This window comes from Pseudomonas sp. NFACC51, from assembly GCF_900103575.1.
Classification (GTDB): Bacteria; Pseudomonadota; Gammaproteobacteria; order Pseudomonadales; family Pseudomonadaceae; genus Aquipseudomonas; species Aquipseudomonas fluorescens_Q.
The window spans coordinates 61,973-82,010 of the sequence record NZ_FMXH01000022.1 but is presented as its reverse complement, the minus strand read 5'-3'; the positions used below and the strand labels follow the sequence as shown (position 1 = coordinate 82,010).

The 20,038-nt window shown below is 62.6% G+C and carries 19 protein-coding genes; 14 read left to right on the top strand and 5 right to left on the bottom strand.

All coding sequences use genetic code 11. The features are described 5' to 3' along the window. Nucleotides 1-277: 277 nt before the first annotated feature. The 8 genes from mreB to tldD all read left to right on the top strand — a co-directional run bounded on the left by mreB (nt 278) and on the right by tldD (nt 11,694). The gene (mreB, locus tag BLT00_RS29365; RefSeq protein ID WP_002555108.1) at nt 278-1,315 is read left to right on the top strand and encodes a rod shape-determining protein MreB; all 1,038 of its coding nucleotides are present in this window, start codon (nt 278-280) and stop codon (nt 1,313-1,315) included. A 142-nt stretch (nt 1,316-1,457) separates the two neighbouring features. Next, complete coding sequence (gene mreC, locus BLT00_RS29360) at nt 1,458-2,609, top strand: rod shape-determining protein MreC (protein WP_092149031.1); 1,152 nt, start codon at nt 1,458-1,460, stop codon at nt 2,607-2,609. Continuing rightward, complete coding sequence (gene mreD / locus BLT00_RS29355; protein ID WP_003197820.1) at nt 2,606-3,094, top strand: rod shape-determining protein MreD; 489 nt, start codon at nt 2,606-2,608, stop codon at nt 3,092-3,094. The genes mreC and mreD overlap by 4 nt, the downstream gene beginning before the upstream one ends. Before the next feature lie 183 nt (nt 3,095-3,277). Further along, nucleotides 3,278-3,874, top strand: coding sequence for a Maf family protein (locus BLT00_RS29350; protein ID WP_063322925.1), 597 nt, complete (start codon nt 3,278-3,280; stop codon nt 3,872-3,874). 56 nt (nt 3,875-3,930) lie between these two features. Beyond that, the gene (gene rng, locus BLT00_RS29345) at nt 3,931-5,388 is read left to right on the top strand and encodes a ribonuclease G (RefSeq protein ID WP_018613976.1); all 1,458 of its coding nucleotides are present in this window, start codon (nt 3,931-3,933) and stop codon (nt 5,386-5,388) included. A 60-nt stretch (nt 5,389-5,448) separates the two neighbouring features. Continuing rightward, nucleotides 5,449-9,252, top strand: a complete 3,804-nt coding sequence (locus BLT00_RS29340; RefSeq protein ID WP_092149029.1) for a YhdP family protein — start codon at nt 5,449-5,451, stop codon at nt 9,250-9,252. A 130-nt stretch (nt 9,253-9,382) separates the two neighbouring features. Next, a complete protein-coding gene (locus tag BLT00_RS29335) occupies nt 9,383-10,246 on the top strand; it encodes a carbon-nitrogen hydrolase family protein (protein ID WP_092149027.1) in 864 nt (287 codons plus the stop codon). 5 nt (nt 10,247-10,251) lie between these two features. Continuing rightward, the gene (gene tldD / locus BLT00_RS29330) at nt 10,252-11,694 is read left to right on the top strand and encodes a metalloprotease TldD (protein ID WP_072341241.1); all 1,443 of its coding nucleotides are present in this window, start codon (nt 10,252-10,254) and stop codon (nt 11,692-11,694) included. 146 nt (nt 11,695-11,840) lie between these two features. On the opposite strand, the gene yjgA is transcribed toward tldD, so the two are convergent. Then, a complete protein-coding gene (yjgA, locus tag BLT00_RS29325; RefSeq protein WP_014336624.1) occupies nt 11,841-12,365 on the bottom strand; it encodes a ribosome biogenesis factor YjgA in 525 nt (174 codons plus the stop codon). A gap of 108 nt (nt 12,366-12,473) precedes the next feature. Here yjgA and pmbA point away from each other — a divergent pair, with 108 nt between their 5' ends. The 6 genes from pmbA to BLT00_RS29295 all read left to right on the top strand — a co-directional run bounded on the left by pmbA (nt 12,474) and on the right by BLT00_RS29295 (nt 17,871). Continuing rightward, nucleotides 12,474-13,820: a metalloprotease PmbA gene (gene pmbA, locus BLT00_RS29320; RefSeq protein ID WP_063322920.1), complete on the top strand. Its 1,347-nt coding sequence runs from the start codon at nt 12,474-12,476 to the stop codon at nt 13,818-13,820. A 284-nt stretch (nt 13,821-14,104) separates the two neighbouring features. After that, nucleotides 14,105-14,500 (top strand): hypothetical protein, encoded by a 396-nt coding sequence (locus BLT00_RS29315; RefSeq protein ID WP_063322919.1) that lies wholly within the window; start codon nt 14,105-14,107, stop codon nt 14,498-14,500. After that, a complete protein-coding gene (locus tag BLT00_RS29310; RefSeq protein ID WP_092149025.1) occupies nt 14,493-15,869 on the top strand; it encodes a class II fumarate hydratase in 1,377 nt (458 codons plus the stop codon). The genes BLT00_RS29315 and BLT00_RS29310 overlap by 8 nt, the downstream gene beginning before the upstream one ends. 28 nt (nt 15,870-15,897) lie before the next feature. Beyond that, complete coding sequence (locus BLT00_RS29305) at nt 15,898-16,338, top strand: hypothetical protein (RefSeq protein WP_063322917.1); 441 nt, start codon at nt 15,898-15,900, stop codon at nt 16,336-16,338. Between the two features lie 2 nt (nt 16,339-16,340). Beyond that, nucleotides 16,341-16,952, top strand: coding sequence for a superoxide dismutase (locus tag BLT00_RS29300; protein WP_092149023.1), 612 nt, complete (start codon nt 16,341-16,343; stop codon nt 16,950-16,952). A gap of 28 nt (nt 16,953-16,980) precedes the next feature. After that, nucleotides 16,981-17,871, top strand: coding sequence for a ZIP family metal transporter (locus BLT00_RS29295; RefSeq protein WP_092149021.1), 891 nt, complete (start codon nt 16,981-16,983; stop codon nt 17,869-17,871). A gap of 165 nt (nt 17,872-18,036) precedes the next feature. Here the strand turns inward: BLT00_RS29295 and BLT00_RS29290 are convergent, their stop codons facing one another. The 4 genes from BLT00_RS29290 to hpf are packed head-to-tail and all read right to left on the bottom strand — an operon-like array spanning nt 18,037 to nt 19,973. Continuing rightward, a complete protein-coding gene (locus BLT00_RS29290) occupies nt 18,037-18,312 on the bottom strand; it encodes an HPr family phosphocarrier protein (protein WP_063322915.1) in 276 nt (91 codons plus the stop codon). Nucleotides 18,313-18,327: 15 nt separating this feature from the next. Then, nucleotides 18,328-19,185 (bottom strand): RNase adapter RapZ, encoded by an 858-nt coding sequence (gene rapZ, locus BLT00_RS29285; protein WP_003197845.1) that lies wholly within the window; start codon nt 19,183-19,185, stop codon nt 18,328-18,330. 2 nt (nt 19,186-19,187) lie between these two features. After that, nucleotides 19,188-19,652 (bottom strand): PTS IIA-like nitrogen regulatory protein PtsN, encoded by a 465-nt coding sequence (gene ptsN / locus BLT00_RS29280; protein WP_003197847.1) that lies wholly within the window; start codon nt 19,650-19,652, stop codon nt 19,188-19,190. A 12-nt stretch (nt 19,653-19,664) separates the two neighbouring features. Then, nucleotides 19,665-19,973, bottom strand: a complete 309-nt coding sequence (gene hpf, locus BLT00_RS29275; protein ID WP_003178005.1) for a ribosome hibernation-promoting factor, HPF/YfiA family — start codon at nt 19,971-19,973, stop codon at nt 19,665-19,667. Between the last annotated feature and the right edge of the window lie 65 nt (nt 19,974-20,038).

Genomic DNA, 20,038 nt, shown 5'->3' with positions numbered 1-20,038 from the left:
ACAAGTGCTGTTCCTTTTTGACGGCGTCTATTGCCGTCATGCTGCGTTGCCGCTTCTCGCCATAGCAGGCTATGACTCGTCGCGGCGCCTTGCCTGACGACAATAGCCACTCGTCAAAGAAGGAGCGCACTTATGACACAGGGCACTGGCCGCGATTGTGGGGTTTGGTGCACAGAAAAGCGGCCAATTTAACATATTGGCGCCTTGCCCAAAATCCCTGTCGTTGTTAGAGTTTGCCGCACTTTTTTACCCACGCGTTGCCTAGGGTCCCTTTCCCATGTTCAAGAAACTGCGTGGCATGTTTTCCAGCGATCTTTCCATTGACCTGGGCACTGCCAACACCCTTATTTACGTGCGCGAGCGCGGTATCGTCCTGAATGAACCCTCGGTCGTGGCCATCCGCACCCACGGTAACCAGAAAAGTGTCGTGGCTGTCGGTACGGAAGCCAAGCGCATGCTGGGCCGTACACCGGGCAACATCGCGGCCATTCGCCCAATGAAGGATGGCGTGATCGCCGACTTCAGCGTCTGCGAAAAGATGCTGCAGTACTTCATCAACAAGGTTCACGAAAACAGCTTCCTGCAGCCCAGCCCTCGTGTGCTGATCTGCGTTCCATGCAAGTCCACCCAGGTAGAGCGACGCGCTATCCGTGAATCGGCTCTCGGCGCCGGTGCCCGTGAAGTGTTCCTGATCGAAGAGCCAATGGCCGCTGCCATCGGTGCCGGCCTGCCGGTGGAAGAAGCCCGCGGCTCGATGGTCGTCGACATCGGTGGGGGTACCACTGAAATCGCGCTGATCTCCCTCAATGGTGTGGTCTACGCCGAATCCGTACGTGTGGGCGGCGACCGTTTCGACGAAGCGATCATCACTTATGTGCGTCGCAACTACGGCAGCCTGATCGGCGAATCCACCGCCGAGCGCATCAAGCAGGAAATCGGCACGGCCTACCCGGGCGGTGAAGTGCGTGAAGTCGACGTGCGTGGTCGCAACCTGGCTGAAGGCGTTCCACGGGCCTTCACCCTCAACTCCAACGAAGTGCTCGAAGCGCTGCAAGAGTCGCTGGCGACCATCGTCCAGGCGGTCAAGAGCGCCCTGGAGCAGTCGCCGCCGGAGCTGGCGTCGGACATCGCCGAGCGCGGCCTGGTGCTGACCGGTGGTGGCGCACTGTTGCGTGACCTTGACAAGTTGTTGGCCCAGGAAACCGGCCTGCCGGTGATCGTTGCCGAAGACCCGTTGACCTGCGTTGCCCGCGGCGGTGGCCGAGCATTGGAAATGATGGACAAGCACACCATGGACCTGCTCTCCAGCGAATAAGTTTTGCTGAAGTGGTCTATGTTGTTCGCTCCCGGGCAGCACTTTGCAGTGCTGCCCGTTGGCGTTTATCTTCTGTCATTCGTATCCAGGCCGGTTTGATGCCGTATGAATAAAGAAAACATTTGCCTGGGAGGAGCGGCCTATTAAACCGCTTTTCGCCAAAGGCCCCTCATTGGGTGTGCGCCTGCTGGTGCTGACCGTGCTATCGGTCGCGCTGATGGTGGTCGATGCCCGCTTCACGCTGCTCAAGCCTGTACGCAGCCAGATGTCGCTGGTGTTGATGGAATCCTACTGGATCACCGACCTGCCGCAGCGCCTGTGGCAAGGTGTCGCCAGCCAGTTTGGCAGCCGGACCGAACTGGTCGCCGAAAACGAAAAACTCAAGACCGAAAACCTGCTGTTGCAGGGGCGCATGCAGAAGCTGGCGGCCCTCACCGAGCAGAACGTTCGGCTGCGCGAGTTGCTCAATTCTTCGGCGCTGGTCAACGAGAAGGTCGAAGTGGCCGAGTTGATCGGCATGGACCCCAACCCCTTCACCCACCGTATCATCATCAACAAGGGCGAGCGCGACGGCGTGGTCCTCGGCCAGCCGGTGCTCGACGCCCGTGGCCTGATGGGCCAGGTGGTGGAGTTGATGCCCTACACGTCCCGCGTGTTGTTGCTGACCGATACCACCCACAGCATTCCGGTGCAGGTCAACCGCAACGGCCTGCGGGCGATCGCCAGCGGCACCGGTAACCCGGAACGCCTGGAGCTGCGGCATGTGGCCGATACCGCCGATATCAAGGAAGGCGACCTGCTGGTCAGTTCCGGCCTCGGCCAGCGCTTCCCGGCCGGGTATCCGGTGGCGACGGTCAAGGAAGTCATCCATGACTCCGGCCAGCCGTTTGCCATCGTTCGCGCGGTGCCGACGGCGGCATTGAATCGCAGCCGCTACCTGCTGTTGGTATTCAGCGACAACCGCACGCCCGAAGAACGTGCCAACGATGCCGCCGTGGCCCAGGAAGCCCAGGACCGCCAGGGCGGCGAGTCGGCCGCCCCAGTGACCGCAGCGCCGGCGCCTGTCCCGGCCGCGGTGCCAAAACCACCAGTGCCAGCACCCGCGACGGCGGCTCCGGCCACCGCGCCGGCGGCAACCCCGGTCACCGCGCCCGCCGCGCCTGCTGTGAAACCGACCCGCTCGGCCACCCACGCGCCCGCCGCGCAGCCTGCTCAACCAGCCCGGCCCGCCGCCAAACCGCCAGCCTCCACGCCGGCCACCGCGCCAGCCCCCAGGGGAGCACGAGAAGAATGAGCAGTACCCAATCCGGTAACGGCTGGATGGTCTGGCTGACCTTCGCCATCGGCCTGTTGCTCAGCGTTTCGCCGCTGCCGCAGTTCATGGAAATCCTGCGCCCACTGTGGCTGGCCCTGTTGCTGGCCTTCTGGGCGCTGGCCTTGCCGCACAAGGTCGGCATGGTCACCGCCTGGTGCCTGGGCCTGGCCGAGGACGTGCTTTATGGCACGTTGCTGGGGCAGAACGCGCTGATCCTGACGTTGATCACCTTCTTGGTGCTGTCGCTGCAACAACGCCTGCGGATGTTCCCTATGTGGCAGCAGTGCCTGGTGATCCTGGTGATCTTCGGCCTGGCGCAACTGGTGCAGTTGTGGCTCAGCGCGCTGACTGGCAACCGCCAGCCGACCCTGGCGCTGGTCTTGCCAGCCCTGGTCAGCGCCTTGCTCTGGCCCTGGGTCAGCTTCGGTTTGCGTGGCCTGCGCCTGCGTTTCAAAATCAACTGATTCGGTCAGGATACCTACACTTTTTCTGATGACTTACATCCCTGTGGCGAGGGAGCTTGCTCCCGCTCGGTTGCGTAGCGACCGTAAAAGTTGGGGCCGCTGCGCAGCCCAGCGGGAGCAAGCTCCCTCGCCACAAAAGCTGTTTTTGTCTGGATGGCTGTGCTTTGAGAGGGAGATGTCTCGATGAAACCGCTTTACCTCGCCTCAGGTTCGCCGCGTCGGCGTGAACTGCTCACGCAGATCGGCGTGCCCTTTACCGCCGTCGGCGCGGACATCGACGAAACTCCCCTGGACCACGAAACCCCTTCGGCCTATGTCGAGCGCCTGGCGCGCGGCAAGGCCGAGGCGGGTCGGCGAGCCCTGGACGCCGGCATGGATGGCTGCGTGTTGGGCGCCGATACGGCTGTGGTACTGGACGGGCGAATTCTCGGCAAACCCGTGGACCAGGCCGATTCCATGGCGATGCTCTTGAGCCTGTCCGGTCGCGAACATGAAGTATTGACCGCCATTGCCATACTGGGAGGGCAGCGTTGTGAATCCCGCGTTGTGCGCAGCCTGGTGCGCTTTCGGTCGATCACGGAACAGGAAGCGGCGGCCTACTGGGCCAGCGGTGAACCCCGGGACAAGGCCGGCGGCTATGGCATTCAAGGGCTGGGTGCGGTATTCGTCGCCGGGCTTGAAGGCAGTTATTCAGCCGTGGTCGGCCTACCGCTGTGCGAAACCGCAGAACTACTGGGCCATTTCGGCATACCCTGTTGGCAAACCTTGAGCGCGCGCTGAGCGCCGTCTGACTTGATGCGGCCATAATCGTGAACATGCCTGAACGAGACCCTGCCATGAGTGAAGAGATCCTGATCAACATCACGCCGATGGAATCGCGCGTGGCGGTGGTTGAAAACGGTGTTCTGCAAGAGGTCCACGTCGAGCGCACGCAAAAGCGTGGCATCGTCGGCAATATCTATAAAGGCAAGGTGGTGCGGGTGCTGCCGGGCATGCAGGCGGCCTTCGTCGACATCGGCCTGGACCGCGCGGCATTCATCCATGCGTCGGAAATTTCCATGCGCGAAGGGCCGGCCGTGGAGAGCATCAGCGCGCTGGTGCATGAAGGCCAGAGCCTGGTGGTGCAGGTCACCAAGGACCCCATCGGCTCCAAGGGCGCGCGCCTGACCACGCAACTGTCGATTCCGTCGCGCTACCTGGTGTACATGCCGCGCACCGCCCATGTCGGCATTTCCCTGAAGATCGAAGACGAGGCCGAGCGCGAGCGTCTCAAGCAGGTGGTCAGCGACTGCGTGGAAAAAGAAGGCATCAAGGAAGCCGGTGGGTTCATCCTGCGCACCGCCGCCGAAGGGGCCGGGGCCGATGAGATCCTCATGGACATCCGCTACCTGCGCAGGCTTTGGGACCAGATCGCCGCGCAGATCAAGACCATCGCCACCCCCAGCGTGATCTACGAAGACCTGGGCCTGGCGCTGCGGACCTTGCGCGATCTGGTCAGCCCCAAGATCGAGAAAATCCGCATCGACTCCCGGGAGACCTTTCAGAAAACCACGCAGTTCGTCGCCGAACTGATGCCGGAAATCGCCGACCGCCTCGAGCATTACCCTGGCGAACGGCCGATTTTCGACCTGTACGGCGTCGAAGACGAAATCCAGAAAGCCCTTGAACGCAAGGTCCCGCTCAAGTCCGGCGGCTACCTGGTGGTGGATCCGGCCGAGGCCATGAGCACCATCGACGTCAACACCGGGGCGTTCGTCGGCCATCGCAACCTGGAAGAAACCATCTTCAAGACCAACCTGGAAGCCGCCACCGCCATTGCCCGGCAACTGCGCCTGCGCAACCTGGGTGGGATCATCATCATCGACTTCATCGACATGGAAGATGAAGAGCACCAGCGCCAGGTGCTGCGGACCCTGGAAAAACAACTCGAACGCGACCACGCCAAGACCAACATCATCGGTATCACCGAGCTGGGCCTGGTGCAGATGACCCGCAAGCGCACCCGCGAAAGCCTCGAACAGGTGCTGTGCGAGCCGTGCAGCAGTTGCCAGGGCCGCGGCAAGCTCAAGACCCCGGAAACCGTGTGTTACGAAATCTTCCGGGAAATTCTCCGGGAGGCGCGCGCCTACCAGGCGACCGGCTATAGAGTGTTGGCGAACCAGAAAGTCGTGGACCGCCTGCTCGACGAGGAGTCAGGCAATGTCGCAGAGCTGGAAGCGTTTATTGGACGCACGATTCGCTTCCAGGTGGAAACCATGTATTCCCAGGAACAATACGACGTGGTGTTGCTCTGAAGCGCTTGGGAAGCGGCGGGCCCGCGGATTTGATCGTCTTTGCCAGGGGAGCCCACTGACATGGAGCGTCTGACACGCATTTTGGCGGCGCTGACTCGCTGGGGGCTGGGGCTGTGCGCCCTGCTGCTGGTGTTGCTGGCGTTGTACGTCAGCCTCGGTCGCGAGCTGGTCCCGCTGGTGGCCGAATATCGCGCCGAGGTCGAGACCCGGGCCGGCGCTGCCTTGGGCATGCCTGTGCACATCGGACGCCTCGACGGTAGCTGGAGCGCCCTGGCGCCAATCCTGGCTGCGCGCGACGTGGTGGTCGGCGAAGGCCCCAACGCCTTGCACCTGGATCAGGTGCGAGCCGTGCCCGACCTGTGGGACAGCTTGCTGGCACGTCAGGTGCGTATTGCCCACTTGGAAGTCAGCGGCCTGAAGATCAGCCTCAAGGAGGGCGCCGACGGCAAATGGGCCCTGGAAGGCCTGCCGGTGAAGGACGACCAGCCCCTCGATCCGCAGCAATTGCTCGAACGCATGCAGGTGGTCTCCAGGTTCTCGCTGCTCGATAGCCAGGTGACGTTGCAACCTGTCGAGCAACCACCGCTGACCCTCACCTACGTCGGTTTGAGCTTGCGCACCGGCGCCATCCGTCAACGGCTGGACGTGCGCTTGACCCTGCCTGACGGTCAGCCGGTGGCGATCAACCTGCGCACCCGTATCCGCGCCAGTGACTGGAAGAATGGCCAGGCCGATGCGTACCTGAGCCTGCCGCAAAGCGACTGGGCCAAATGGCTGCCCAAACGCCTGACCCAGCAATGGAATTTTTCCCGGATCAAGGCCGGTGGCGAGTTCTGGCTGAGTTGGGGCGGCGGTACGGTGCAAAGCGCGGCCATGCGCTTGAACGCTCCTGACATCCTGGGTGCCTACGCCGAGCGCAAGCCGGTGCAGATCCATAACCTGGCGCTCAATGGATATTTCCAGCGTGGTGACCAGGGATTTACCGCGACCTTCGATTCCCTGGCGATGAACCTGGGCGAAACCCGCTGGGAATCGCGCCTGCAACTGCAACAGAGTGCTGCCACCGAAAAGGCCGAGGAGCGCTGGCACCTGCAGGCCGATCGCCTCGACCTGACCCCGCTTACGCCTTTGCTCAACGCCCTGGCACCGTTGCCTGAAGGCCTGGCGACGACCATCGACCGTCTCAAGGTGACCGGTAGCCTGCGCAACGTGCTGCTGGACTACCGGCCGCAGAACGCCGGTGACCAGAAAATCAGCTTCGCCACCAACCTGGACACCGTGGGCTTTGACGCCTATCGCGGCGCCCCGGCTGCGCGCAATGTATCGGGGAGTCTGAGCGGCGACCTCGGTGGCGGCGAGCTGCGCATGGACAGCAAGGATTTTTCCCTGCACCTGGACCCGATTTTCGCCAAGCCCTGGCAGTACCTGCAGGCCAACGCCCGGTTGACCTGGAAGCTCGACAAGCAAGGCTTCACCCTGATCGCGCCGTATTTGAAGGTGCTGGGCGAGGAGGGGCGGATTGCTGGCGATTTCCTGATCCGCCTGCATTTCGACCACAGCCAGGAAGACTACATGGACCTGCGGGTTGGCCTGGTGGACGGTGACGGACGCTACACCGCCAAGTACCTGCCGGCGGTCCTCAGCCCGGCGCTGGATGAGTGGCTGCGCACGGCCATCGTCAAGGGCGCGGTGGACGAGGGCTTCTTCCAGTATCAAGGCTCGCTCAATCACGGTGCCGAAGACGCGGCACGCAGTATCAGCCTGTTTTTCAAGGTGCATGACGCCGAACTGGCGTTCCAGCCGGGCTGGCCTTCGGTCAGCAAGGTCAGCGGTGATGTCTTCGTCGAAGACAGCGGCGTACGCATCTTCGCCAGCCAAGGACAATTGCTCGATACCCAGGTCAAGGATGTTTCGGTGAACATTCCCCATGTACCCAGCGGGCAGAGCGTTCATCTGTTTCTGGACGGCGGGTTCGCTGGAGGACTGGGGGACGGTCTGAAAATCCTCCAGACCGCGCCGATCGGGACCGCCGAGACATTTGCCGGCTGGGAAGGCGAGGGCGACCTGCAAGGCAGCGTGAAGCTCGACATCCCCCTGGTCAAAGGCGAGCAACCGAAGATCCTGGTGGATTTCGCCACCGACAAGGCCCGTCTCAAGCTCAGCGAGCCGGTACTGGAACTGACCCAACTCAAGGGCGATTTCCGCTTCGACAGCAACAAGGGCTTGAGCGGCAAGGGCATCAGTGCCCGGGCATTCGACCGCCCCGTGACCGCACAGATTTTCGCCGAAGGCCGCGCCGGAGCGCTCAACACACGAGTCACGGCGTCCGGGCAGGTGGAGATCAAGAAACTCACCAGTTGGCTGAATGTCACCCAGCCGTTGCCGGTATCCGGTGTCGTGCCGTACCAGTTGCAAGTGATCCTCGACGGCGCCGACAGCCAGTTGTCGGTCAGTTCCAACCTCAAGGGCGTGGCGGTGGACCTGCCGGCACCCTTCGGCATGGCCGCCGATGTCGGGCGCGACACGGTGTTTCGCATGACCCTGCAAGGGCCGGAGCGGCGTTATTGGCTCGATTATGGCGATCTGGCCAATTTCACTTACGCCGCGCCGAGCGGGAAAGTCGCCGATGGTCGTGGCGAATTGTTGCTGGGGGCCGGCGATGCCGTTCTGCCCGGGGCCAAGGGACTGCGACTGCGCGGCACACTGCCGGAACTGGACGTGAGTCCCTGGCAGGACCTGGTCAACAAGTACGCCGGCCAGGATCCGGGCGGCAGTGCCAAGCAACTGCTCAGCAGCGTCGATCTGACTGTCGGCAAGCTCACGGCCATGGGCACGACCCTGGACCAGGCATCGGTGCAATTGGACCGCAGGCCGGACGCCTGGGCCTTGCGGCTCGACAGCCAGCAGGCCAAGGGCAATATCAGCCTGCCGGACGCAAAGGCCGCCCCGATTGGTATCAAGCTTGATTATGTGCGCCTGCCAGCCACAGACCCGACGGTCCAGGCGGATGAAAACTCACCGGACCCGTTGGCGTCGGTCGATCCCGGCAAAATCCCGGCCATGGATATTGCCATCGACCAATTGTTCCAGGGCCCTGATCTCATCGGTGCGTGGTCGTTGAAAGTACGACCGACCGCCAAGGGCATCGCGCTGAACGAGCTGGACATGGGCCTCAAGGGCATGGTGTTGAACGGCAGTGGTGGTTGGGAAGGCGCGCCCGGTTCCACCAGCAGTTGGTACAAGGGCCGTATCAGCGGCAAGAACCTGGGCGACGTGCTCAAGGGCTGGGGTTATGCCCCAAGCGTGACCAGCCAGACGTTCCGCCTGGATGTCGATGGCCGCTGGCCCGGCTCGCCAGCGTGGGTCGCCACCAAGCGTTTTTCCGGCAGCCTCGACGCGTCGCTGAGCAAGGGCCAGTTTGTCGAAGTGGAAGGCAGCGCCCAGGCGTTGCGGGTATTTGGCCTGCTGAACTTCAACTCCATCGGCCGACGCTTGCGCCTGGACTTCTCCGACCTGTTCGGCAAGGGGCTGAGCTACGACCGGGTCAAGGGACTGCTGGTGGCAAGCGATGGTGTGTACGTGACCCGCGAACCCATTACCCTGACCGGGCCGTCGAGCAACCTGGAACTCAACGGCACGCTGGACATGGTGGCCGACCGGGTCGACGCCAAGCTGTTGGTGACGCTGCCGGTGACCAACAACCTGCCAATCGCCGCGCTGATCGTTGGTGCACCGGCGGTGGGTGGGGCGCTGTTTCTGATCGACAAACTGATCGGTGACCGCGTGGCGCGCTTTGCCAGCGTAAGATACGACGTCAAGGGGCCGTGGAAAGAGCCGAAGATCAGCTTCGACAAGCCGTTTTGACAGCTTTGATCGTTCCCACGCTCTGCGTGGGAACGCCGCCCGGGACGCTCTGCGTCCCTGTGACGCGGAGCATCACTTGATGCATTCCCACGCAGAGCGTGGGAACGAGATGAGACAGGGAGGAGGCACCATGCCATTCGCCGTGATTCAAATGGTCAGCCAGAGCGATGTGCTCGCCAACCTGGCCCGTGCCCGGGTGCTGCTGGAGCAGGCTGCCGCAGGCGGCGCCAGGCTGGCCGTGCTGCCGGAGAATTTCGCGGCGATGGGACGGCGGGACATTGCCGATATCGGTCGTGCCGAAGCCTTTGGTCAGGGACCGATCCTGCCCTGGTTGAAACAGGTCGCCCGAGACCTCAAGTTATGGATTGTGGCCGGCACGTTGCCGTTGCCACCGGTGGACCAGCCCGAGGCCAGGTCCCACGCCTGTTCGTTGCTGGTCGACGATCAGGGCCAGATCGTGGCGCGCTACGACAAGCTGCACTTGTTCGATGTGGATGTGGCGGACAATCGCGGGCGCTATCGCGAGTCGGATGACTATGCTTATGGCGCTAACGTGGTGGTTGCCGATACCCCCGTGGGCCGGGTCGGCCTGACGGTCTGTTACGACTTGCGGTTTCCGGAGCTCTACAGCGAGTTGCGGGCTGCCGGGGCCGAACTGATCACGGCGCCGTCGGCGTTTACCGCGGTGACCGGCGCGGCCCATTGGGAGGTATTGATTCGCGCCCGGGCCATCGAGACCCAGTGCTACATGCTGGCGGCCGCCCAGGGCGGCGTGCATCCGGGGCCGCGGGAAACCTTTGGCCATGCCGCGATTGTCGACCCGTGGGGCCGTGTGCTGGCACAACAGGATCAAGGTGAGGCCGTGCTGCTGGCCGCACGCGACAGCAGCGAACAGGCGTCCATCCGGGCGCGCATGCCGGTGGCCAGCCATCGGCGCTTTTTCTCGCAGGGCGCTCGACAGCGACCTGTCCAAGACGACGAATTCAAGGCGTAAAACATATGAGCGGGTTGTTGTCCTCAGTCAGTGAACACCTCTTAGCCCCTGGCGGCGTAACCCTGGAGAGCCTGCAAGGCGTGCTGGGCGACCTGGCCGGCCCGGGCATCGATGCGGCCGACCTGTATTTCCAAGGGCAGATCTCCGAATCCTGGTCGCTGGAAGACGGCATCGTCAAGGAAGGCAGTTTCAACCTTGACCAGGGCGTGGGTGTGCGCGCCCAGTCCGGGGAAAAAACCGGTTTTGCCTACAGCAACGCCATCACCCTGGAGGCCCTCGGTGCCGCGGCCCGTGCGGCCCGTTCGATCTCCCGCGCCGGGCAGAATGGCACGGTCCAGGCGTTCAGCAGCCAGGACGTGGCGCAGTTGTATGCGCCGGATAACCCGCTGGAAGTCATGAGCCGCGCCGAAAAAGTCGAGCTGCTCAAGCGCATCGACGTCGCCACCCGTGCCCTCGATCCGCGTATCCAACAAGTGACGGTGAGCATGGCCGGGGTCTGGGAGCGGATCCTGGTGGCTTCCACCGACGGCGGTCTGGCAGCGGACGTGCGGCCGCTGGTGCGGTTCAACGTCAGCGTGATCGTCGAGCAGAACGGTCGCCGTGAGCGCGGCGGCCATGGCGGCGGCGGACGCACCGATTACCGTTATTTCCTCAGCGAAGACCGCGCCATGGGCTACGCCCGCGAAGCGCTGCGCCAGGCGCTGGTCAACCTCGAGGCCATTCCGGCCCCGGCCGGTACGTTGCCGGTGGTGCTGGGGTCCGGTTGGTCCGGCGTGCTGCTGCACGAAGCGGTGGGTCACGGCCTGGAAGGCGATTTCAACCGCAAGGGCAGCTCAGCCTACAGCGGGCGCATGGGGGAAATGGTCGCCTCGAAACTCTGCACCATTGTCGATGACGGCACCCTGGCGGGGCGTCGTGGCTCCCTGAGCGTCGACGACGAAGGCACGCCGACCGAATGCACCACGCTGATCGAGAACGGTGTGCTCAAGGGCTACATGCAGGACAAACTCAATGCCCGGCTGATGGGCGTGGCCCGCACGGGCAACGGTCGCCGTGAATCCTACGCGCACCTGCCCATGCCGCGCATGACCAACACCTACATGCTCGGTGGTCAAAGCGATCCGGCGGAAATTATCGCCTCGGTGAAAAAAGGTATCTATTGCGCCAACCTCGGCGGCGGCCAGGTGGACATCACCAGTGGCAAGTTCGTGTTCTCCACCAGCGAGGCCTACCTGATCGAAGACGGCAAGATCACCGCGCCGGTCAAAGGCGCGACCCTGATCGGCAACGGGCCGGAGGCGATGAGCAAGGTGTCGATGGTCGGTAACGACCTGGCGCTGGACAGCGGTGTGGGGACGTGTGGCAAGGATGGGCAATCGGTGCCGGTAGGTGTCGGTCAGCCGACCCTGAAGATCGACGCGATTACCGTGGGTGGCACGGGCGCATGAAAATATTCAGCGGCCCCGTGGCGAGGGAGCTTGCTCCCGCTGGGCTACGCAGTAGCCCCATGCGGTCGCTGCGCAACCGAGCGGGAGCAAGCTCCCTCGCCACGGTAATGGCTACCCTGGCAAGGGATTGGTGAGCCAGTGAACGATCAGCGCAAGCCGCGTTGGGTTTCGTCCAGCTCACGGATGTACTTGAAGATTTTACGGCTCGAGGCCGGTGGCTTGTTCTGCGCCAGCTCGTGCTGGGCCTGACGGATCAGGGAGCGTAATTGCTGACGATCAGCCTCCGGGTAGTCGATGACGAATTTTTCCAGGGTGCCGTCGTCGCCTGCGATCAAGCGATCGCGCCAGCGCTCCAGGTTGTGGAAACGTTCGTTGTATTGCCGGGTGGAGGCATCGAGTTGATCGAGCAGGACCAAAATGGCGTCAGTGTCCTGATCGCGCATCAGCTTGCCGATGAATTGCAGGTGCCGTTTACGCGCGATATTCGCGGTGTGCTTGGGCGCATCGGCCAGGGCCCGGCGCAAGGCGTCGGTCAAAGGCAGTTTGGCCAGCAAGTCAGGCTTGAGTGTTGTCAGTCGCTCGCCGAGGTCAACCAGAGCATGCAGCTCGCGTTTGACCTGGGATTTGCTTTTTTCACCCTCGTAGAGGGAGTCGTCGTAAGAATCAACCATGGTGGCAGTCCGCAAAGAAACGCCGCCATGATAACCAGTCGGGGGCCGCTTGTCCGGCCCGGTCGCTCGAAGGCCATCACCGAAAGAAGAATTTGAGTGGAGAACACCATGAGTGCAGTTCAAAGCGTCGGCCCGCAAGCATTGCCGGCACTGCAGGAGCAAGTCGAGCAGATCCTTGCCGAGGCCAAGCGCCAGGGCGCCAGTGCCTGTGAAGTGGCTGTATCGCTGGAGCAGGGCCTGTCGACGTCGGTGCGCCAGCGCGAGGTGGAAACCGTCGAATTCAATCGCGACCAGGGCTTTGGCATCACCTTGTACGTGGGCCAGCGCAAGGGCTCGGCCAGCACGTCGGCGAGTGGTCCGGAGGCCATTCGCGAAACCGTCGCCGCGGCACTGGCTATTGCCAAGCACACCTCCGAAGACGAAGCCTCGGGCCTGGCCGATGCTGCGCTGATGTGCAAGGAGCTGCGCGACTTCGACCTGTTTCACGCCTGGGACATCACCCCCGAGCAGGCCATCGAACAGGCACTGCGTTGCGAAGCGGCGGCATTCGAGGCCGACAGCCGGATCAAGAATGCCGACGGCACGACGCTCAATACCCACCAGGGCTGCCGGGTCTATGGCAACAGCCACGGCTTCATCGGCGGTTATGCATCGACCCGCCACAGCCTCAGTTGCGTCATGATCGCCGAAGCCGACGGTCAGATGCAGCGTGATTACTGGTACGACGTCAACCGCCAGGGCACCTTGCTGGCGGACCCGGTGAGCATTGGCCGGAAAGCCGCGCAACGGGCGGCCAGCCGCCTGGGCGCGCGGCCGGTGCCGACCTGTGAAGTGCCGGTGTTGTTTTCGGCCGAGCTGGCCGGCGGCTTGTTCGGCAGCTTCCTGTCGGCGGTGTCCGGCGGCAACCTGTACCGCAAGTCGTCGTTCCTCGAGGGCGCGCTGGGGCAGAAACTGTTCCCGGAATGGATGACCATCGACGAGCGTCCGCATCTGATGCAGGCCATGGGCAGCTCAGCGTTCGACGGCGACGGCCTGGCCACCTACGCCAAGCCGTTCGTGGAAAAGGGCGAGTTGGTGTCCTACATCCTCGGTACCTATTCGGGCCGCAAACTCGGCATGCCGAGCACCGCCAATGCCGGTGGCGTGCATAACCTGTTCGTGACCCATGGCGAAGAAGACCAGGCCGCCTTGCTGCGGCGCATGGGGCGTGGCCTGCTGGTGACTGAACTGATGGGCCATGGCCTGAACATGGTCACCGGCGACTATTCCCGTGGCGCGGCGGGTTTTTGGGTCGAGAACGGCGAGATCCAGTTCCCGGTCCAGGAAGTGACCATCGCCGGCAACATGCGCGATATGTTCAAACAGATCGTGGCCGTCGGGAACGACCTGGAACTGCGCAGCAACATCCGTACCGGCTCGGTACTGATCGAGCGGATGACAGTAGCGGGTAGCTGACCTTCAATCGTAGTAAAAAAGGCGCGTCATCCTAGCGGGTGACGCGCCTTTTTCATGTTCGCAGAAACCCCTGTGGCGAGGGAGCTTGCTCCCGCTCGGCTGCGCAGCAGCCGCAAAAATCTCAGCAGCACCGCAAAGACATGACAACCCTGATAAACAGGGCCTGCTTCGCAGTCCAGCGGGAGCAAGCTCCCTCGCCACGGTGAATTTTGTACGGGCTTACGGTTGTGTTGCTTCTTATTATCATCTAATAATGAATCTCATTTGCCGAGTGAGCCCCGGTCATGAGTTCTGCCCTGCACGAACAACCCTACCTTGAAAGCTGGCGCTGGATGAGTCGCCAGATCCGTTGTGCGATGAGTCCGGACGAGCCGCGGCTGATCGAGCATTACCTGGCCGAAGGCCGTTATCTGGCCTGCTGCACCGCCACTTCACCGTGGATGATTTCCGAAACCGCGTTCCGCTTGCTGCTCGACACCGCCGCCGACGTCGCGCTGCCGTGGCATTGGCGCAATCTCTGCCTCGACCAGGCCTGGCGTCCTCTGCGTGAGCTCGAACAACAATCACTGTGCCGCTGCCGCCTCAAGCGTTGGCAGAGTCATGCCTGGGCGCTGGCGACCTGCGCCCTGGAGCCGTCGATTCCTCTTATTGAACTGGTGCAAGGATCTCCCGATGAGTAATACCCGTATCGAACGCGACAGCATGGGCGAGCTGCAAGTCCCGGTGGATGCCCTCTATGGCGCCCAGACCCAGCGCGCAGTGGATAACTTTCCGGTCAGCGGCCAACGTATGCCGGCGCAGTTCATCCGCGCCCTGATCCTGGCCAAGGCGGCTGCCGCTCGGGCCAACGTAGAGCTGGAACAAATCAGCGCGGCCCAGGGCAAGGCCATTGTCGACGCCGCCCAAGGGCTACTCGAAGGCCAATTCATGGACCACTTCCCGGTGGATATCTTCCAGACCGGCTCCGGCACCAGTTCCAACATGAATGCCAACGAAGTGATCGCCACCCTTGCCAGTCGTCTGTTGGGGGAAACGGTCAACCCGAACGACCACGTCAATTGCGGCCAGAGCAGCAATGACATCATCCCTACCAGCATTCATGTCAGCGCTGCGCTGGCCTTGCATGAGCAACTGCTGCCGGCGCTGTTGCACCTAGTGCAGGTGATTGAGCGCAAGGCCGAGGAGGTGCACCCGTTCATCAAGACCGGTCGCACCCATCTGATGGATGCCATGCCGGTGCGCCTGAGCCAGGTGCTTGACGGCTGGGCGCAGCAACTCAAGGCCAATATCGGCCACTTGCAGGACCTGCTGCCGAGCCTGCAATCCCTCGCCCAGGGCGGTACGGCGGTCGGCACCGGGGTCAACGCCCATCCACGCTTCGCCGAGCTGTTCAGTCAACAACTGACGCAACTGACCCAGGTGCAGTTCACCCCAGGCCAGAATCTGTTCGCGCTGATCGGCTCCCAGGACACCGCCGTGGCGGTGTCCGGACAGCTCAAGACCACGGCGGTGTCGCTGATGAAAATCGCCAACGACCTGCGCTGGATGAACTCCGGGCCACTGGCGGGCCTGGGCGAGATCGAACTCGAAGGCTTGCAGCCGGGCTCCTCGATCATGCCCGGCAAGGTCAACCCGGTCATTCCTGAAGCCACCGCGATGGTGGCGGCCCAAGTGATCGGCAACGACACGGTGATCACTATCGCCGGTCAATCGGGCAACTTCGAATTGAACGTGATGCTGCCGATCATCGCCCAGAACCTGCTGAGCAGCATCGCGCTGATGTCCACTGCCAGCCGCTTGCTGGCGGACAAGGCCATCGCCACCTTCAAGGTCAACGAGGCCCGGCTCAAGGAAGCGTTGTCGCGCAATCCGATCCTGGTGACCGCGCTGAATCCGATCATTGGTTACCAGAAGGCCGCTGAAATCGCCAAGAAGGCTTACCAGCAAGGTCGGCCGGTCATTGATGTCGCCCTGGAGCACACCGACCTGACACGCAGCGAACTCGAAGTCCTGCTGGACCCGGAGAAGCTCACCGCCGGCGGCGTGTAACCCCCGACACCTGTGTGGAGGACTCATCATGGAACACTGGAAACGTACGATTGAACGGGCCAACCGCTGTTTCATGCTGGGCGAGCTGGTAGATGCCCGCGAAGCCTACCTGCAAGCCCTGGCGCTGGCCCAGGTGCTGTTCGAGCGTTGGTCGGATGCCGACGAAGCGGTGGCCGCGTGCGTCGTCTCCCATCACAACCTGGCGGACCTGCACTTGCGCCTGAACCAGCCAGAGGAGAGCGCCGAGTACCTCTGCGCCATCCACCAGCGGTTGTTGCAGACCCTGCAGGACGAGCGCATGGCGCCGGCCCTGCGTGCTGCTGCGTTGCGTCAGAGCCACAAGACCTATGTCGAACTGCTGACGTTCATCAGCGAACACGGTGAATACCCTCGTACCCAGCGCCTGCTGGGTTGCAATGCCGCTTCGCCCCAGCAGCGCGATGCCCCTGTTCATTACGGAGTTCATTGAAAATGGCTTTTACCTTGCCTGCATTGCCCTACGCCTACGATGCCCTGGAACCGCACATCGATGCGCAAACCATGGAAATCCACTACACCAAGCATCACCAGACCTACATCAACAACCTCAACGCGGCGGTGGACGGTACCGAATACGCCGAATGGCCGGTCGAAAAACTGCTGTCCAGCATCGAGCAATTGCCGCAAAGCCTCAGGGCCGCGGTGATCAACCAGGGCGGCGGCCATGCCAACCATTCGTTGTTCTGGGAGGTCATGGCGCCCCAGGGCGGTGGACACCCAGAGGGGGCCCTGGCCGCCGCGATCGAAGCGCAACTGGGTGGGCTCGAACGGTTCAAGGAAGCATTCACCAAGGCGGCGCTGACCCGTTTCGGCAGCGGTTGGGCCTGGTTGAGCGTGACCCCGCAAAAGACATTGGTGGTGGAAAGCAGCGGCAACCAGGACAGCCCGTTGATGAACGGCCATACGCCGATCCTGGGCCTGGACGTCTGGGAGCACGCGTATTACCTGCTGTACCAGAACCGTCGGCCGGAATACATCAACGCGTTCTACAACGTGATCAACTGGCCGGAAGTCGCACGCCGTTACCAGGCTGCGCTGGCCTGAGTGCCTCATAAACAATCCAAGGCTGACTATGGATACTGAAACGCTGGCGATAGGGAGCGGACGGATGTTCCGCTACGCCTTGGGATCGCTGTTATTGTTGGCCGGGATGACATTGCTGGTAGCCCAGGGCCTGGCGTGGCTGGACCTGGAGCCGAAACTGTTGCGTGCCCTGCAGGGCGGTGGGCTTTGCGCCTTGGGCACGGCGTTGGGCGCTGTGCCGGTGCTGGTGATCCGCCGCATGCCCCAGGCCGTGAGTGATTCGTTACTCGGTTTCGGGGCTGGCGTGATGCTGGCCGCGACGGCGTTTTCGCTGATCGTGCCGGGCATTGCCGCAGCCGAACAGCTGGGGCTCACGCCTTGGGCGGCCAGTGGCCTGATCAGCTTCGGTATCCTGCTGGGGGCATTCGGGCTGTACCTGGTCGACCGTAAAGTGTCAGCCAGCCCTGCAAGGCTGGTAGAGGCGCCCGGACGTCCGATCATTGCCCCGCGGATCTGGCTGTTCGTGTTTGCCATCGTGGCCCACAACATTCCTGAGGGGATGGCCGTTGGCGTATCGGCGGGTGGCGGCATGCCCGATGCCGACAGCCTGGCGATGGGGATCGCCTTGCAGGATGTCCCTGAAGGGCTGGTGATCGCGCTGGTGCTGGCTGCGGCCGGGATGTCGCGGCTCAAGGCGTTCGCGATTGGCGCTGCGTCAGGGCTGGTCGAGCCAGTGTTCGCGCTGTTGTGCGCCTGGTTGGTGAGCCTGGCCGAGATGCTGCTGCCCCTGGGGCTGGCGCTGGCGGCCGGGGCGATGCTGCTGGTGGTGACTCACGAGGTCATTCCCGAATCGCGCCGCAATGGCCATGACAAGCTGGCGAGCCTCGGGTTGCTGGTGGGGTTTTGCCTGATGATGGTGATGGATACGGCGTTGGCGTGATACAGGTCTGCGGGGAGTGAGTTTTGTTGTGGCAAGGGGCTTTTGTGGCGAGGGAGCTTGCTCCCGCTCGGCTGCGAAGCAGTCGTAAACCGCTGTACACTGCCGTGATGAAGCATGGGGCCGCTTCGCAGCCCAGCGGGAGCAAGCTCCCTCGCCACAGGGGGGTTATTCGCCTTCGTCGAAGTACCTGTTGATCAGGTCCACCAGGGCATCCATCGCTTCCTGCGCTCGATCGCCTTCAGTGTGCAGGTGGATCTTGGTGCCCTTGCCAGCGGCGAGCATCATCATCGCCATGATGCTTTTACCGTCGACCGCGGTCTCGGGTGTGCGACCCACCCTGATGGTGGTGTCCTTGAACTGGCCCGCGACTCCGACGAACTTGGCCGACGCTCGGGCATGCAAACCCAGCTTGTTGATGATTTCAATTTCCTGAGCAGGCATCGCGATGTGAATCCTTTAGCTGAGGTCGCGGTGGCGAACCTGGACGTTCTTCAGGGATTGTTGCAGGAGTTGACCCAGGCGTTCGGTCAGGTAGACGGAGCGGTGATGACCGCCAGTACAACCGATGGCGATCGTGACATAGGCGCGATTGCTCGCGGCAAAGCGGGGCAGCCATTTGAGCAGGTAGCTGGAGATGTCCTGGTACATTTCTTCGACATCCGGCTGGGCGGCCAGGTAGTCGATCACCGGTTGGTCGAGCCCGGACTGAGCGCGCAATTCCGGTTTCCAATAAGGATTGGGCAGGCAGCGCACATCGAACACCAGGTCGGCGTCTACGGGCATGCCACGCTTGAAACCAAACGACTCCACCAGGAACGCCGTGCCCGGCTCGGGTTGGTTGAGCAGGCGCAGCTTGATGGTGTCGCGCAACTGATACAGGTTCAGGTGCGTGGTGTTGACCTTCAGGTCTGCCAGGTCGGCGATCGGCCCCAGTAGCTGGCTTTCATCCTCGATGGCTTCGGCCAGCGAACGGTTGGCATTGCTCAGTGGGTGGCGTCGGCGGGTTTCGGAAAAACGCTTGAGCAGTGTCTCTTCATCGGCATCCAGGTACAGCACGTCGCATTGGATATGCCGGCTGCGCACTTCCTCGAGCAGTTCAGGAAAGCGCGACAGGTGGCTTGGCAGGTTACGCGCATCGATCGACACCGCTACCAGCGGCTGTGCCAACTCGGTGTGGATCAGGGCGCGCTCGGCCAGTTCCGGCAGCAGGCCGGCGGGCAGGTTGTCGATGCAATAGTAGCCGCTGTCCTCAAGCACGTTGAGGGCCGTGCTTTTACCGGAGCCGGAGCGACCACTGACAATGATCATGCGCATTTTTAATGACCGTTCTGCTCGTCCAGGACAACCTGGTACAACGCTTCGTTGCTCGGTGCGCTGCGCAGTTTTTCGCGCACTTCCTTGCGGTCCAGCATGCTGGCAATCTGGCGCAGCAGCTCGAGGTGCGCATCGGTCGCCGCTTCCGGTACCAGCAATACAAACAGCAGGTCGACCGGGGCGCCGTCGATGGCGTCGAAATCTATAGCAGTTTCAAGGTGCAACAGCGCGCTGATCGGCGCGGCACAACCCTTGAGACGGCAGTGGGGAATGGCGATGCCGTTGCCAAAACCGGTGGAGCCGAGTTTTTCACGGGCAACCAAGGCCTCGAAGACGTCCTGCATTTCCAGATCCGGAACCTCGCGGTGGATCAGGTTGGCAATGTGTTCGAGGGCTTTCTTTTTACTGCCACCCGGCGCGTTCACCTGGGAACGGCCGGGGGTCAGGATGGTTTCTAGTCGGATCATGGATTGGGGGGGTTAACGACCGGTTGCGCCCTGGAGGAGGCTCTGGGTCTTTTCCTTATGCTTTTTGAGTTGGCGATCCAGCTTGTCGGTCAGCAGGTCAATCGCGGCATACATGTCTGTGTGCTCTGCGTTGGCAACCACTTCTCCGCCGGGGATATGCAGCGTGGCTTCGATTTTCTGCAGCAGCTTCTCGACGTTCATCGTGACTTGCACGTTGGTGATCTTGTCGAAATGCCTCTCCAATCGGTCGAGTTTTTCGCCGATGTAGGTGCGCAGGGGTTCGGTCACTTCCAGTTGGTGTCCACTGATGTTGACTTGCATACAGCTTCTCCTTCGTTGCCAGTGCATAAAGCGGCAGGCAGAAATGCCTGCCACTGGAACGCTGT